The organism is Sphingomonas sp. (assembly GCF_035998645.1).
Taxonomy (GTDB): Bacteria; Pseudomonadota; Alphaproteobacteria; order Sphingomonadales; family Sphingomonadaceae; genus Sphingomonas.
Window position 1 is genome coordinate 413,625 of record NZ_DASYHL010000004.1, and the last position, 14,190, is coordinate 427,814.

A 14,190-nucleotide genomic window follows, 5' to 3' on the forward strand; every position below is an offset into this window, starting at 1 on the left:
GGGGCGGCACGGGGAACCGGGCCGCCTCTTTCCGTTAGCGCGCGGTGGCCGCCGCGATCGCGGCGGGGACGACCAGCGCGTCCTCGATAAAACCGGTCGCTTCCTGGCTGTTCCGCTCCATCGACTTCATCCGAATCCGCCAGCTGATATAGGATGCGACCGCCGCCGTCGCGCCCGCTGCCGCGGCTCCCGCCCAGCGATGCCGGCGCGGCGCGACCATCGCCCCGGCAAAGGCGGCGTTGAGCGTGCGGATCACGACGGCGGGCGTGATGATGCGGTCCGGTGCGCTGTGCTGCTTGTCGCCGATCAGTTCATAGACGGCCAGCGCGGTGGTCCCGGCCGAGACCAGTGGATGCGCGAGCAGGTCGGGGGCGGCGCTATCCCGGGGTAGCGTGCCGGTGCGGGCAGCGTTGGCGACCGCGGCGAGCGGGGTCATGGCGCGGGAGCCGGCGGCGAGGCCAAGCAGGATCGATCGAAGCATCGTGTAATTCCTCGTGATTTACTCGCTCAACGGCCAGACCGCCGCTTGGGTCCGGCGCGGCGACGACAAAGCCGATTGCGTTGCACGGCGAACCCCGGCACCTGAAGTGCCATGAACTTCGGTATCGACCGGCTGATCGCCGACCCCGCGCTGCTTGGACAACTCAAGGGCCGCCGCGTCGCGCTGCTCGCGCATCCGGCGTCGGTGACGGCGGACCTGACGCACAGCCTCGACGCGCTGGTCGCGGCGGGGCTGGATGTATCGGCGGTGTTCGGGCCGCAGCATGGCGTACGCGGCGATCTGCAAGACAATATGATGGAATCGCCGGACTATACCGATCCCACCTACGGGATGCCGGTGTTCAGCCTGTATGGCGAGGTGCGGCGCCCGACGGGGCAGTCGATGCACACGTTCGACGTGGTGCTGATCGACCTGCAGGATCTGGGGTGCCGCATCTACACCTATGTCACGACGCTGTTGTACATGCTCGAAGCGGCGGCGGCGCATGGCAAGGAAGTGTGGGTGCTCGACCGTCCCAACCCGGCGGGGCGCCCGGTCGAGGGGCTGATGCTGCTGCCCGGATGGGAGAGTTTCGTCGGCGCGGGGCCGATGCCGATGCGGCACGGCATGACGCTGGGTGAGATGGGCGCGTGGTTCATCGACCACTTCAAGCTGAACGTCGAATATCGCGTGATCGAAATGCAGGGCTGGGCGCCGGACGCTGCGCCGGGGTTCGGCTGGCCGCCCGAGCGGGTGTGGATCAACCCCAGCCCCAACGCCGCCAACGTCAACATGGCGCGCGCCTATGCCGGCACGGTGATGCTGGAGGGGACGACGCTGTCCGAGGGGCGCGGCACGACGCGCGCGCTGGAGCTGTTCGGCGCGCCCGACATCGACGGCAAGGCGGTGATCGCGGAAATGCGCCGGATCGCGCCGGAATGGACCGCGGGCTGCACGCTGCGCGACTTCTGGTTCCAGCCGACCTTTCACAAGCATGTCGGGCAATTGTGCAGCGGCGTGTTCATCCATGCTGAGGGCGCGGGATACGACCATGACGCGTTCCAGCCGTGGCGGTTGCAGGCGCTGGGGTTCAAGGCGATCCGGGCGCTGTACCCGGATTATGATCTGTGGCGCGATTTCCCGTATGAATATGAGTTCGAAAAACTGGCAATCGATGTGATCAATGGCGGGCCGGGCTTGCGCGTGTGGGTCGATGATGCCGCTGCGGAGCCGGGCGATCTGGATGCGGCGGCGAGCGCGGATGAGGCGGCGTGGGTGGAGCTGCGGGCGCGGTTTTTGCTCTATTAGGCAGGGCGCAACGGCCCTTGGTGTCACCGCCGGTCTGCACCGGGTTGAGGACGGCTTTGGCCGGCGGTTTGGGAACCATGTCATCTTCTGAGTGAGTGCCTGACGTCATCAGGCTGCGCCATCGACGTCCGCTCCGCAAGCGATAGCTGGCGATACCCTATGGCGATCCCTGCTTGTCGCGGTGCACTGCCGCTGTGAACAACGGGGGGAATCAGCCTCGCCTTCGCCCGTGCGCTTCACGCTCCGCGCCTGCCGGCCGGTGGACCCCGGACAAGGCCGGGGTGACCATGAGGGAGCGATTGGGCCGCCCCGAAGTCGTGAAAACAGGCATTGGCGAGCGTTCAGACGCGCATGCGCAGCTAAGAGTGTCTCCAACCGCTTGGTCGCAACGTGCCGTCCCGGATCTCGAAGTAGAGCGTGATTCGGTCGCCAGCGCGAAGCACTGGGCTCTGCGACCCACAAGTGCCCAGGACGTAATCTGCCATTCTGATCCGCAGCCGCGTTGGAATTGGCTTCGGGGGCCGGGCGGATTCGATAATTGCCGTGCGGCGAATGTCATACGTCGCACCGAGGCCCGAGCCCTGAACGCCAGTAACCGTTGCTTTCACGGCAGCTGCTGCGTTCGCGGCATCATAGGCGTTCAACGGAAGCGTGCACGCTCGGGCGCTGTCGGGGATCATGCTCAATGGGAGCGAGCACAACAGGCAGGTCGCAAGAACGCGCTTTATGGACGCTCCTTTCATGCCTGATTATCGCGTTCTGCGCGTGCTTGGCTATGGGTCCGCCGCCCCGTACGCAAGTCCGCCGGCAGCGTTTGGCGCAATCGGCGCCACCGTCCTTCCCTCGGCGCCGAGCCGGGCTGGGTCCGTAAGGCACGCGAGAGCCTAAGGCGCGCCCAAGCCTACGCCCCGCCCGGAAATCGCTCGAACTCGGGCAAGTCATGTGCGTCCTTCATCCAGCCGATGCGGTCGGCGGTCTGGATGTGGGCGGCGGCGGGGATGGCGTCGGGGTTGTCGAGCGTCGATGCCTGGACGTCGACCAGACCGGGGAGGTTGGTCGCGTTGCGGTAGAGCAGGCCGGTGCCGCAGGTCTCGCAGAACCAGCGGCGGCCGGTTTCGGACGAGGCGTATTCGCGGGGGGACCCCTGCGTCACCGTCACCGCGTCTTCAGGGTACATCGCCCAGCCGACCATCGGTGCGCCGGCGCTGCGGCGGCAATCGGTGCAGTGGCACAGCGCCTGACCGCCGTGCAGCGGCTCGCCGTCGATCTCGTAACGTATCGCGCCGCAATGGCATCCGCCGGTCAGGGTCATGCTGGCTCTCCCTTGTTCCGGGCCGGATTGGTTTGGCGTATGCGCCCTTGCCTCACCGCCCCACCCCAACCCCTCCCCTGAAGGGGAGGGGCTTTAAGTGCGTCAGTAACGCCGCAGCAGCCCGGCGAGGCGGCCCTGTACGCGGACCTGATCGGGGCGATAGCGCTGGGGATCGTAGCTGCGGTTCGCCGGGTCGAGGCGGACCATGCTGCCTTCGTTCCGGAAGTATTTCAGCGTCGCTTCCATCTCGTCGATCAGCGCGACCACGATCTCGCCGTCGCGCGCCGTTTCCTGGCGGCGGATCAGCGCATAATCGCCGTCGAAGATCCCGGCCTCGACCATCGAGTCACCGGCAACTTCCAGTGCATAATGGTCGCCCGAGCCGAGCAACGCGGCGGGGACGGGGAGCATCGTCGATCCCTCCATCGCCTCAATCGGTACGCCCGCAGCGATGCGGCCGTGGAGCGGGATTTCGATCACGTCATTGGCCGGCTGCGGCGCGGGGCGCGGCATCGCGACGACGGTCGACTTGGGCGCTGCCGCCTTCTTCGTTTCGCCGCGCTCGGGCATCTTGACCACTTCGAGCGCACGCGCACGATTGGGCAGGCGACGCAGGAAGCCGCGTTCCTCCAGTGCCGAGATCAGGCGATGGACGCCCGACTTCGACTTGAGGTCGAGCGCGTCCTTCATCTCCTCGAACGAGGGCGAAACCCCGGTCTCGGCCAGACGGTCGGCGATGAAGCAGATTAGCTCATGCTGCTTCTTCGTAAGCATTGGACGTCCCCTATCAAGAACAGACGTGGAACGTTTACGCCTTGTTCCACGTCGCGTCAAGCGGGTGCGACTCAGCCGATGTCGAGGATTTCCACCGAGTCGCCGGGTGCGGCCGCCGGAACATGTGGAGCACGCACGATCAGGCAGTCCGAAGCGGCCAAAATGCGCAGCATCGAGCTGTCCTGACGGTCTGCAGGAACCACGCCGCGGTCGCGATGGACGGCGCGGATATGGTCGGCGCGCGGGCCATTGGCGGGCAGCGCTGCGCCAAGAATGGCGGTGCGGCGACGGGGCAGTGGGTCGCTCGCGCCGGAGAGATACGCGACCATCGGCAGGACGAAGAGCAAGGCGGTAACGTGTGCCGACACCGGATTGCCGGGCAGGCCGAGCACCACGGTATCGCGCATCCGTCCGGCCATCATCGGCTTGCCGGGGCGCATCGCGATCCGCCAGAAATCGATCTCGGTGCCGGCAGCCTCGAGCGCCGGGCGGACGAGGTCATGGTCGCCGACCGATGCGCCGCCGGTGGTGACGAGCAGGTCGGCATCGACTGCGGCGAATGCGGCGGTGAGCGCGTCGATCCGGTCGGGGAGGATGCCGAGGTCGATCAGTTCGACCGGCAGCCCGCCGAGCAGCGCGGTGAGCATCACGCCGTTGCTCTCGGGAAGTTCGCCGGGGCCGATCGGCTCCCCCGCCGCGCGCAGTTCGTCGCCGGTGGCGGCGATGGCGACGCGGATGCGGCGGCGGACGGGCAGGGTGGCGTGGCCCGCGATGGCGGCGAGCGCGATGCGGGCCGGAGTCAGCCGCGCGCCGGGTTCGATCAGCGTCTCGCCCTCGGTGAAGTCGAGCCCTGCGACGCGGACATGCGCGCCACGGGCGGGCGGGCCTTCGCCATCGAGCGATAGCGTGTCCCCCTGACGCGCCGCCTCTTCCTGCATCAGAATCGTGTCGGCGTCGTCGGGCACCGCCGCGCCGGTGAAGATGCGCACCGCCTCACCCGCCGCGATCGACCCCGCGAACGGCCGCCCCGCCGCGCTTTCGCCGATGACACGCCACGGGCCGGGCAGGTCGGCGAAGCGGATCGCATAACCATCCATCGCCGACAGCGGGAGTTCGGGTTGGGTGCGCAGCGCCACCACGGGCGCGGCGGCCCAGCGCCCGGCGGCGTCGCGCAGCGGCACATGCTCCACCGTCACCGGATCGGCCAATGCGAACAGGCGTTCTTGCGCTTCAGCTAAGGAAATCATGTCGGCCATGCTCCCGATTAGCCGGGGCGGGGCGTATGGTCGAGGCGGCACCGGCCCGCTCCCCCACCCGGCCACCCATAGAATACACTGTCGTTGGGCGGCCGGGTGGGGGAGCGGGCCGGTGCCGCAATGCGCCGGAAGGCGCATTCCCAAACATGCTATCAGCGCGGGCGTGCGGCCTCGGTCAGCCGGGCCATCTCATGTGGGCGCAGCGGCAGGCGGAATTCGGCGACGTGGCGCGCGCCGTGACATTCGATCACCCGGATCGGCCAGCCGCCGATCTGCGGCAGCGACAGCCACAGGCCGCACAAGGGCGCGAATTCGGTATCGCTCTCGAATTCGACCAGCGCGTTGCTGAGCGAGGTGATCTGCGCGTTCCACCAGCTGCTGCCCGAGCGGACATGCGTCGCCGCGTCGAGCCGGATCGCGTTCTTGACCGCGCCCAGCGGCGACACGCTGCCGGCCATCGGCTCGTGCGCGACCGGCGGGCGGCGATCGGCGACCTGACGCAGCCACGGCATCAGGATCTGCCATCCCATTTCCTCGGCAAAGGCGATTCCCGCCTGACCATGTTCGATCCAGCGGATCTCGCCCGCGATCGGGCGCAGCCCGTCGAGCGTGATCTCCACGACCTCACCGACCTTCAACGATGCGCGGATCTCGATGCCGAGGCCAGCGGGGGAGAGGTTGCGGGTCCAGGCGAAGTCGACCTGATCGCCGTGACGCAGGCACAGCCGCTGGCGCAGCTCGATGCGTGGCATCTGGCGGCGCTCGGCGGGGAGCGCGGCGAGGCAGCGCGCGAGCGCCGCGACCACATCCAGCGGCGCGTCGAAGTGGAAGGCGAGCGAATCGGGATCATCGCCGACCACCGATCCCTCCGCGCTGACGCCGAAGGGCAGCTCCATCGTCGCACGCTCGCCATGGGTGATCGGCCCGGTGACGGTCAGCGTCGCGCCGGCGGAGGTGATGCGGTGGATGAAGCAGTCGCGCGTACCATGCGCGCCGACCAACCGGCCATGCGCGGCGTTCTCGCCGTTACCCGGCTGAACCGGATCGAGCCCGCCCGATAATGAAAATATGGCCGACCGCCCCGAACTCGACATAACGCCCCACAACTGAACGAAAAAGTTGTGGGGCCTGCGGCATCAAGATTCGCTGAGTGAGCGCGGTAAGGGGCGGGTTAACCTTGGTCGGCGTGCCTGTTTCGATATCCTCCCCCGCCAGGGGGAGGTGGCGCCGAAGGCGACGGAGGGGGAGGACGGCTGCGTCCTGTCCGCTCTTGCCGAAGTGCTTCCGCCCCCTCCGTCACGCTACGCGTGCCACCTCCCCCCGGCGGGGGAGGATTGTGTTTTAGTCGGCGTGCCAGTCGCCGGACTTGCCGCCGCGTTTTTCGATCAGCCGCACTGCGCCGATCTCCATCGTGCGGTCGAGCGCCTTGGCCATGTCGTACACGGTGAGCAGCGCGACGGTGACGGCGGTCAGCGCCTCCATCTCCACCCCGGTGCGTCCGGTCAGGCCGACGGTCGCGGTGGCGGTGACGCCGCCGTCGTCGGGGACGAGGTCGAGGGTGACCTTGCTCAGCGCGAGCGGGTGGCAGAGTGGGATCAGGTCGCTGGTCTTCTTCGCCGCCATGATCCCGGCGATGCGCGCAACTGCTAGGACATCGCCTTTCTTGACCAGCCCGTCGCGGATCGCGGTCGCGGCTTGCGCAGACATGGTGATGCGGCCGGTGGCGACGGCGGTGCGCTGCGTCTCGGTTTTGGCGCCGACATCGACCATGCGCGCCGCGCCGGTGTCGTCGAGATGGGTGAGGTTGCTCACCCGATCATCGCCCGCGTCGCCGCCTCGACATCGTCCTGCCGCATCAGCGATTCACCGATCAGGAAACAGCGCACGCCCCGTTCGGCCATCGCGTCGAGGTCGGCACGGGCGGTCAGCCCGCTTTCGGCGACGAAGGTGCAGCCTTCGGGCGCGCGGCCGACCAGTTCATAGGTGCGGTCGAACGAGACGGTGAAGTCCTTGAGATTGCGGTTGTTCACCCCGATCAGCCGCGACCGAAGCGCCAGTGCGCGGTCGAGCTCTTCGGCGTCATGCACTTCGACCAGCACATCCATGCCGAGGCCGAGTGCCGCATCCTCGATCTCGGCCATCTGCGCGTCTTCGAGCGCGGCGACGATGATCAGGATCGCGTCGGCGCCGATGCTGCGCGCCTCCAGCACCTGCCATGGATCGACCATGAAATCCTTGCGGATCACCGGCAGGGCGCAGGCGGCACGCGCGGCGATCAGATAGTCTTCATGCCCCTGAAAAAACGGTGCGTCGGTCAGCACCGACAGGCACGCCGCGCCGCCGGCGGCATAGGCGCGGGCATGGGCAGGGGGATCGAAATCGGCGCGGATCAGCCCCTTGGAGGGCGAAGCCTTCTTGATCTCCGCGATCAGCCCGTATCCGCTCGCCGCCTTGGCATCCAAAGCGGCGCGAAAGCCGCGCGGCGGGGTTTGCGCCATCGCCAGCGCCTGCAGGCCCGCAAGCGACGTCGCCGCCTTACGGTCCGCCACTTCGCCGCGCTTCACCGCGATGATTTCATCCAGCATCGTGCTCATGCGGCGGCGATCCAGCAGTCGAGCAGCGCTTTGGCAAGCCCCTTGTCGATTGTCTCGGCGGCTTCCTCCGCACCTTCGCGCAGATCGGCGGCCTCACCCGCCACCACCAGCGCCGCGGCGGCGTTGAGCAGCACCGCGTCGCGATAGGCCCCATGCTCGCCATCGAGCAGGCGGCGCAGCGCTGCGGCATTCTCCTGCGCGTCGCCACCGCGCAGCGCGGCGAGCGGGTGGGCGGACAGGCCGGCGTCCGCAGGGGTCACGCGCGCGGGCAGGCTGACATCGCCGATGCTGACCACCAGCGAGCCGCCCTCGGGCGACAATTCGTCCAGCCCTTCCTCACCCGCGACGATCGCCGCGCCCTTGACGCCCAGTTGTGCCAGCGCCTCGGCATAGATCGGCGCATAATCGGGGCGGGCGATGCCGATCAGCTGGCGCTGCACCCCCGCCGGATTGGCGAGCGGGCCCATCAGGTTGAAGATCGTCCGCCGCCCGATGCGCTTGCGGATCGGGGCGACGCGCGCCATCGCCGGGTGGTGCTTCGCCGCGAACAGGAACGCGATGCCGAGGTCGTTGAGGTGCGCTTCGGCATTCGCCGCCGCGCGATCGAGGTCGAGGCCGAGCGCCTCCAGCGTGTCGGCGGCGCCGGATTTGGAGCTGGCGGCGCGGTTGCCATGCTTGGCGACCGGCACCCCCGCCGCCGCGACGACGATCGCCACGGCGGTCGATACGTTGAGCGTGTGGTGCCCGTCGCCGCCGGTGCCGCACACGTCGATCGCGTTGGCGGGAGCGCTGACCGGGATCACCCGCGCGCGCATCGCCCGTGCGGCTTCGGCGATCTCGATGCTGGTTTCGCCGCGATCGGACAAGGCGATCAGGAACGCCTCGATCTCGTCCTCGGCGGCGCGGCCATCAAGGATGTCGGCGAACGCCTGCGCTGCGCTTTCGCGCGCGAGCGGGCTGGTTGGGTCGGGGAGGAGGCTGAATGTGGTCACGCCGCCTCTATTCCGGCGCGCGCCGCGCGAGTCGAGCAATTCCTGTTATCGGTGGGGCAAGCGCGGGCGCGGGTGTTCAGCGCCGATACGGGCTGTCGAGATCCTTCATCCAACCTGAGGTCGCGCCCCGGTTGAGCAGTGGGGTCGGGCGCGGCTTGGCCGGGGCGATGATCGCTTTTGACCGCGCCGCGTCGGGATCGATCGCTTCGGCAAAGCGAAGCCCGGCCAGATCGTCCTTCACCCACACGACGGTTGCGCCGACCGCCTTGAGCACGCCGACCGACACCAGCACGGTCGCGCCGGCCCTTAGCGTACCGGCGCGATCGATTCGCGCACCGCCAGCCGACAGATCCTTGATCCGGTGTTTGGTGGGCGCGCCGCCACCAAAGCCGCAAATCTCAGCACCCAGCAACACCTGCTGGCGCGGCATTCGAGGGGGGAGAGATTCGTGGATCGCTGGTTCGCCCATGGTTTGACCTTCCGGCTCCGCGCGAACGCGGATCCGCAACTACGACTTAGGCGCGGATTCTAGCGCCAATGGGTTAAGCCGGTATTGACTGCGGACCGGGGATTTCACGCCAGTGCTTTCGCCTCGAGCCCGGCGATCTTCATGAAATTCGCCAGCATCGCATGGCCATGTTCGGTCGCGATGCTTTCCGGGTGGAACTGTACCGAGTGGATTGGCAGGTCGCGGTGGCGGAATGCCATGACGCTGCCGTCGGATGCGGTGGCGTTGACCACTAGCGCATCGGGAATGTCGGTGACGATCAGCGAATGGTAGCGGGTGGCGGTGAACGGGCTGGGCAGCCCTTCGAACAGGCCGGTGCCGTCATGGCTGACCGGCGACGTCTTGCCATGCATCAGCCCGCCGCGCACCACCTTGCCCCCGAAATGCTGCCCGATCGACTGGTGGCCAAGGCACACGCCGAGCAGCGGCTTGCCCGCCTCGGCACACGCGGCGACGAGGTCGAGGCTGATCCCCGCTTCATTCGGGGTGCACGGGCCGGGGGAGAGCAGGAACGCCTGCGCGTTGCTGGCGATCGCTTCCTGCGCGGTCAGCGCGTCGTTGCGCACCACCTTCACCTCCGCGCCCAGCTCCATCAGGTAATGGACGAGGTTCCAGGTGAAGCTGTCGTAATTGTCGATGACGAGGATCATGGTTTGCCGCCTAGCGCGAAGCAGCGGTTCCGACAATCTCACCCATCGGCGATCCAGTTGCCGTGGAACCCGGGCGGCACCCGATGCGGGATGCGGATGCTGGCGACCGGCTTACGGTCAAAGCGCTGCGCGTCGAGGATCACGAGATCGGTGGCATCGCGGTCGCGGTCGATGACCAGGCCGATCAGCCAGCCTTCGTCCTCACCCTTGTCGCCCGGGACGAACACGAACTCGCCCGGCACGCGGCCCTTGCCGAAATCATGCGTCAGCCGGCTGCCCGCCTTCATGTCGTGGCGGAAGAGCTTGCCGTTGCTGAGCTGGTCGGGCGAGGCGAAGCTCGATAGGCCGAGCGTATAGGCATAGCGATGCTGGCGCGTGGTCAGCCGCTCGTCGATCCGCGGAAATTCCTGCGGCGTCTTGTCGATCACCGCGCGGTCGATTCGCCGCGCCTTGGGGTCGATCGTCCAGCGTTCAAAGGCGCGCGGATTGACGTCCGGCCCCATCGTGCTGGTCGCGAACATGCTGTCATAAACGATCGCGTCGAGCAGGATCTTGCCGTCCGCCGTCTCCTGCGCATTGGCGGCGTGGAAGATGTAGAGTGGGTCGACGTCGATCCAGATCATCTCGGCGGCGGTGCCACGTCGCGGCATCAGGCCGATGCGCGCCTGATGCTTGGGATTCCAGATATAGGGAAAGGCATAGCCCGACATCGCCCGCTTCATCGAGAAGATGACGGGCAGGTCGAACACCAGCACGTAATTGGGCGTGACGGCGCAGTCATGGACCGACGGCCCGTCCTGCACCGGGATCGGCTCGCTGCGGATCACCTTGGCATCGGTGTTCAGCGCGACGTGCCACAGCTGGTTCTGGTTCATCCCGAAATAGCAGATAGCGTGCAACTCGCCGGAATAGGGGTCGAGATGCGGATGCGCCGAGATCGGACCCTTCAGCGTGCCGCCGAACCGGTCATAGGCTTCGGAGTCGAGCGTTTCGGACAGCCGCACCGGCGCCTCGCCCGCTTCGACCAGCGCCCATGCCTTGCCACCGATGCCAAGCACATTGGTGTTGACCGATCCGCCCGCGCCGGGCGCGGCGGGCAGGCCGGTCATCTTGGCGACGCGGTTCGAGCGGATCCAGCGGTTGCGATACCAGACCGCCTTGCCACCCTCGATCCGGATGCCGTGGACCATGCCGTCGCCCAGAAACCAGTGCGCCTTGGCCGCGTCGATATCCCCCGCCGGATTGGGGCCGATGCGCAGATAGCGACCGCTGAGCGATGGCGGGATCGTGCCGGTCACCTTGAGGTTGGCGAGGGTCTTTTCCTCGGTCATCGGCTTGTGGATGCCGTTGAGGAACGGGTTGGCCATCGGTTCGGCAAAGGCGGCGCCGGGGAACGCCGCACCGGCGGAGGTCAGCACGGCGGCGCGCAGCAGGGCGCGGCGGTCGAGTGCGATGTCGTCGATTGGCGGCATGTCATTCCCCCTGTTTGCCGAGTGTAACCGGCTTCAATAGCCCGCGTCGAGATCGACGATATTCGTCATCGGCGTGCCGCCCATGAAGGCCCGCGCATTGTCCAGAAACAGCGCGGCGGAGCGCATGAACATCTTCGTCTGCGAGCGCCCGGACAGGTGCATCGAGTGGATCGCGTTGGGTGCGGTCCACAGCGGGTGGTCGGCGGGCAGTGGCTCGGGCGTCACCACGTCGAGGAACGCGCCGCCGATCCGCCGCTTGTGAAGGGCGGCGATCAGCGCATCCTGATCGACCATATCGCCGCGCGCGATGTTGATCAGCCATGCGCCGGGCTTCATCGCCGCCAGCTCCGCCGCACCGAACATCGCGCCGGTCTGCGCGGTCGAGGGAGCGGCGAGAACGACCCAATCATACTCGCCGATCCGCTCGCGCCACTGGTCGGGGGTCAGCGTGCCGTCGCGGCCTGAACGGGTTACGCCGGTCACATCCACTCCGAACGCCGCCAGCCGATCGCCGATCATTCGCCCGATCGTGCCATAGCCGATGACCAGCGCGCGCGTTTCGAACAGCTCGATCTTGCCCGGCGCATCGGTCGGCCATTCGCGCCGGTCGGCGATGCGCACGACCTCGTCGAAGCGTTTGGCGGCGGCGAGGATGCCCAGCACCGCATATTCGGCGACCGCGATCGCATTGATGCCGACGCCATTGGTCAGAATCGTGCCGCGTGCCTTGAGCAGGTCGATGTCGAACGCGTCGATGCCCGCATAAATGGTCGACAGCCATTTGAGCCGCGTCCCCGCCGCCGCGATCTCGCCGGTCCAGCCCGGCCGGTTCATGTCGACCCAGCCGATATCGGCATCGCCGATCATCGTCAGCGCCTCCTCGCGGCTGGTGAACCAATGCGCATCGATCCCGGCGGGCAGGCCGGGTTCGATCAGCGGGCGGGCGAGCGCGGGCAGCACGGCTTTCATGGCGATGATGTTACGGCGGCGGCGAAGAGCGCGCAATTCGCGCCGGACCGAGTCGGTTAGCGGGGGCTTCACGCTGTTTCGCTCTGGCGCCATCCTACAAAGATTGAGAGGATCGGGTGGGGCAAGGTGTGACCCGCCCCGGGGGTGGGACCAATGGACAAACCGGAATCGCCGCTGATCGCGGCGGATGAACCGTCCGCGCCGCAACCGGCGGTCGCGGGCGATGTGGCACGCGCGGGTGGCAGCTTCACGGCAGTCGGCGTCAGCGGGCTCGCGCTCGCGCTGGCAGCATGCGATTCGGGCGGCGGTGGAGGCGGCGGCGTCGTCTCGACACCCGGCCCGATCTCCACGCCCAGCCCGGCACCGCCGCCGACTGCCGCCCAGGCCAGCCGCTTTCTGGCGCAGGCGACGATGGGCGCGACCGCCGCCGACATCGCCGATGTCCAGGCGCGCGGCTATGACGGCTGGATCACCGCCGAATTCGCCAAGCCGCGCCCGACCACCCTGTGGGACTGGCTGGTGAGCAAGGGCTATAGCGACACCGCCAACGTCAATAACCAGAACGGCTTCGACAATGCGATGTGGAGCCAGCTGACCGGCGCGGGAGATCAGCTGCGCCAGCGTGTCGGCATGGCGCTGCTCGAAATGCTGGTGGTCGGGATCGACGGGGTCAACCTCAGCTGGCGGCAATTCGCCATGGCCGCCTATGTCGATGTGCTGATGGACACTGCGTTCGGCAATTTCCGCACGCTGATCGAGCGCGTGACCTATACTCCGGCGATGGGGTCGTTCCTGACCTTCCTTGGCAACCGCAAGGCGGACAGTCGCACCGGGTCGGTCCCCGACGAGAATTATGCGCGCGAACTGATGCAGCTGTTCACGATCGGCCTGACCCGGCTGAATATGGACGGAAGCGCCGTGACATCGGGCGGACAGCCGGTCGAAACCTATACCCCGGCGGACGTGTCGGGGCTGGCGCGGGTGTTTACGGGGCTGGTGCTCGACGGGTCGGACAATACGACCCCCGACCGCTATCGCCGGGCGATGATCTTCAACACCGGGCAGCATGAGACCGGTGTTTCGAACTTCCTTGGCGCCACCGTCTCTGCCGGAGCGTCGGGCGCAGACGCGGTGCGGCAGGCGCTCGACACGATTTTTGCCCACCCCAATGTGCCGCCGTTCGTGTCGAAACAGCTGATCCAGCGGCTGGTCACCAGCAACCCTTCGCCTGCCTATGTCGGGCGCGTCGCCGCGAAGTTCGCCGACAATGGCTCGGGCGTGCGCGGGGACATGCAGGCGGTGATCCGCGCGATCCTGATGGACAGCGAGGCGCGGACCGAGCCGAGCGCGGCCAGCGCGGGCAAGCTGCGCGAACCGGTGATGCGGCTGACGTCATGGGCACGCGCATTCGGCGCGACCAGCGCGTCGGGCAACTGGACGACCGGCAATACCAGCAGCGGGACCAACCGGCTGGCGCAGTCGATGGGCCGCAGCCCGTCGGTCTTCAACTTCTTCCGTCCCGGCTACACCCCGCCCAACACGCCGATCGCGACGGCCGGGCTGGTCGCGCCGGAATTGCAGATCACCAACGAGATCAGCGTTGTCGGCTATGTGAATTACATGCAGGCGGTGGTGAACAACACGACCGACCTGCGCACCGATTACGGGTCGATCAGCGGTATTGCCGGGGACAGCGCGGCGCTGGTCGACCGGGTCAATTTGTGGCTGGCGGCGGGGCAGCTCTCCACCGCCACGGTAACCGCGATCCGCACTGCGGTCGATAGTTCGACCAACACCAACAACCGCATCGCCATCGCCGTCCTGCTGACGATGGCGTCGCCCGAATTTCTGACACTGAAGTGAGGGGCCGGGAC

At 67.6% G+C, this 14,190-nt stretch carries 14 protein-coding genes; 2 read left to right on the forward strand and 12 right to left on the reverse strand.

The window, feature by feature from the left end; translation table 11 throughout:
• Positions 1-34 precede the first annotated feature (34 nt).
• Positions 35-481, reverse strand: coding sequence for a DUF4126 family protein (locus VGN66_RS11400; RefSeq protein ID WP_327518935.1), 447 nt, complete (start codon positions 479-481; stop codon positions 35-37).
• A 111-nt stretch (positions 482-592) separates the two neighbouring features.
• Here VGN66_RS11400 and VGN66_RS11405 point away from each other — a divergent pair, with 111 nt between their 5' ends.
• Complete coding sequence (locus tag VGN66_RS11405; RefSeq protein ID WP_327518936.1) at positions 593-1,789, forward strand: DUF1343 domain-containing protein; 1,197 nt, start codon at positions 593-595, stop codon at positions 1,787-1,789.
• 901 nt (positions 1,790-2,690) lie between these two features.
• On the opposite strand, the gene VGN66_RS11410 is transcribed toward VGN66_RS11405, so the two are convergent.
• The 11 genes from VGN66_RS11410 to VGN66_RS11460 form a co-directional block, all read right to left on the reverse strand.
• Positions 2,691-3,101: a GFA family protein gene (locus VGN66_RS11410; RefSeq protein WP_327518937.1), complete on the reverse strand. Its 411-nt coding sequence runs from the start codon at positions 3,099-3,101 to the stop codon at positions 2,691-2,693.
• A 102-nt stretch (positions 3,102-3,203) separates the two neighbouring features.
• On the reverse strand, positions 3,204-3,875 hold the full coding sequence (gene lexA / locus VGN66_RS11415) for a transcriptional repressor LexA (RefSeq protein ID WP_327518938.1): 672 nt from the start codon (positions 3,873-3,875) through the stop codon (positions 3,204-3,206).
• A 71-nt stretch (positions 3,876-3,946) separates the two neighbouring features.
• On the reverse strand, positions 3,947-5,131 hold the full coding sequence (locus VGN66_RS11420; protein WP_327518939.1) for a molybdopterin molybdotransferase MoeA: 1,185 nt from the start codon (positions 5,129-5,131) through the stop codon (positions 3,947-3,949).
• Between the two features lie 152 nt (positions 5,132-5,283).
• A complete protein-coding gene (locus VGN66_RS11425) occupies positions 5,284-6,225 on the reverse strand; it encodes a PilZ domain-containing protein (protein ID WP_327518940.1) in 942 nt (313 codons plus the stop codon).
• Positions 6,226-6,472: 247 nt separating this feature from the next.
• Positions 6,473-6,943 (reverse strand): cyclic pyranopterin monophosphate synthase MoaC, encoded by a 471-nt coding sequence (moaC, locus tag VGN66_RS11430; protein WP_327518941.1) that lies wholly within the window; start codon positions 6,941-6,943, stop codon positions 6,473-6,475.
• A complete protein-coding gene (gene trpC / locus VGN66_RS11435) occupies positions 6,940-7,725 on the reverse strand; it encodes an indole-3-glycerol phosphate synthase TrpC (protein WP_327518942.1) in 786 nt (261 codons plus the stop codon). The genes moaC and trpC overlap by 4 nt, the downstream gene beginning before the upstream one ends.
• Positions 7,722-8,717: an anthranilate phosphoribosyltransferase gene (trpD, locus tag VGN66_RS11440; protein ID WP_327518943.1), complete on the reverse strand. Its 996-nt coding sequence runs from the start codon at positions 8,715-8,717 to the stop codon at positions 7,722-7,724. Before trpD ends, trpC begins: the two co-directional genes overlap by 4 nt.
• 76 nt (positions 8,718-8,793) lie before the next feature.
• Positions 8,794-9,147 (reverse strand): PilZ domain-containing protein, encoded by a 354-nt coding sequence (locus tag VGN66_RS11445; protein WP_327518944.1) that lies wholly within the window; start codon positions 9,145-9,147, stop codon positions 8,794-8,796.
• Between the two features lie 143 nt (positions 9,148-9,290).
• Entirely contained in the window at positions 9,291-9,875 is a 585-nt protein-coding gene (locus tag VGN66_RS11450; RefSeq protein ID WP_327518945.1) for an aminodeoxychorismate/anthranilate synthase component II, read from the reverse strand.
• Positions 9,876-9,913: 38 nt separating this feature from the next.
• On the reverse strand, positions 9,914-11,347 hold the full coding sequence (locus tag VGN66_RS11455; RefSeq protein ID WP_327518946.1) for a carotenoid oxygenase family protein: 1,434 nt from the start codon (positions 11,345-11,347) through the stop codon (positions 9,914-9,916).
• 33 nt (positions 11,348-11,380) lie between these two features.
• A complete protein-coding gene (locus VGN66_RS11460; RefSeq protein WP_327518947.1) occupies positions 11,381-12,316 on the reverse strand; it encodes a D-2-hydroxyacid dehydrogenase in 936 nt (311 codons plus the stop codon).
• 153 nt (positions 12,317-12,469) lie between these two features.
• Here VGN66_RS11460 and VGN66_RS11465 point away from each other — a divergent pair, with 153 nt between their 5' ends.
• Positions 12,470-14,179, forward strand: coding sequence for a DUF1800 domain-containing protein (locus tag VGN66_RS11465; RefSeq protein ID WP_327518948.1), 1,710 nt, complete (start codon positions 12,470-12,472; stop codon positions 14,177-14,179).
• The last annotated feature ends 11 nt before the right edge of the window (positions 14,180-14,190 follow it).

Coding starts and splice junctions, on each gene's coding strand:
- VGN66_RS11450 (WP_327518945.1), bottom strand. CDS start 9,875: ATGATCCTCGTCATCGACAATTACGACAGCTTCACCTGGAACCTCGTC.
- VGN66_RS11445 (WP_327518944.1), bottom strand. CDS start 9,147: ATGCCGCGCCAGCAGGTGTTGCTGGGTGCTGAGATTTGCGGCTTTGGT.
- trpC (WP_327518942.1), bottom strand. CDS start 7,725: ATGAGCACGATGCTGGATGAAATCATCGCGGTGAAGCGCGGCGAAGTG.
- VGN66_RS11410 (WP_327518937.1), bottom strand. CDS start 3,101: ATGACCCTGACCGGCGGATGCCATTGCGGCGCGATACGTTACGAGATC.
- VGN66_RS11405 (WP_327518936.1), top strand. CDS start 593: ATGAACTTCGGTATCGACCGGCTGATCGCCGACCCCGCGCTGCTTGGA.
- VGN66_RS11455 (WP_327518946.1), bottom strand. CDS start 11,347: ATGCCGCCAATCGACGACATCGCACTCGACCGCCGCGCCCTGCTGCGC.
- VGN66_RS11400 (WP_327518935.1), bottom strand. CDS start 481: ATGCTTCGATCGATCCTGCTTGGCCTCGCCGCCGGCTCCCGCGCCATG.
- VGN66_RS11465 (WP_327518948.1), top strand. CDS start 12,470: ATGGACAAACCGGAATCGCCGCTGATCGCGGCGGATGAACCGTCCGCG.
- lexA (WP_327518938.1), bottom strand. CDS start 3,875: ATGCTTACGAAGAAGCAGCATGAGCTAATCTGCTTCATCGCCGACCGT.
- VGN66_RS11460 (WP_327518947.1), bottom strand. CDS start 12,316: ATGAAAGCCGTGCTGCCCGCGCTCGCCCGCCCGCTGATCGAACCCGGC.
- VGN66_RS11420 (WP_327518939.1), bottom strand. CDS start 5,131: ATGGCCGACATGATTTCCTTAGCTGAAGCGCAAGAACGCCTGTTCGCA.
- VGN66_RS11425 (WP_327518940.1), bottom strand. CDS start 6,225: ATGTCGAGTTCGGGGCGGTCGGCCATATTTTCATTATCGGGCGGGCTC.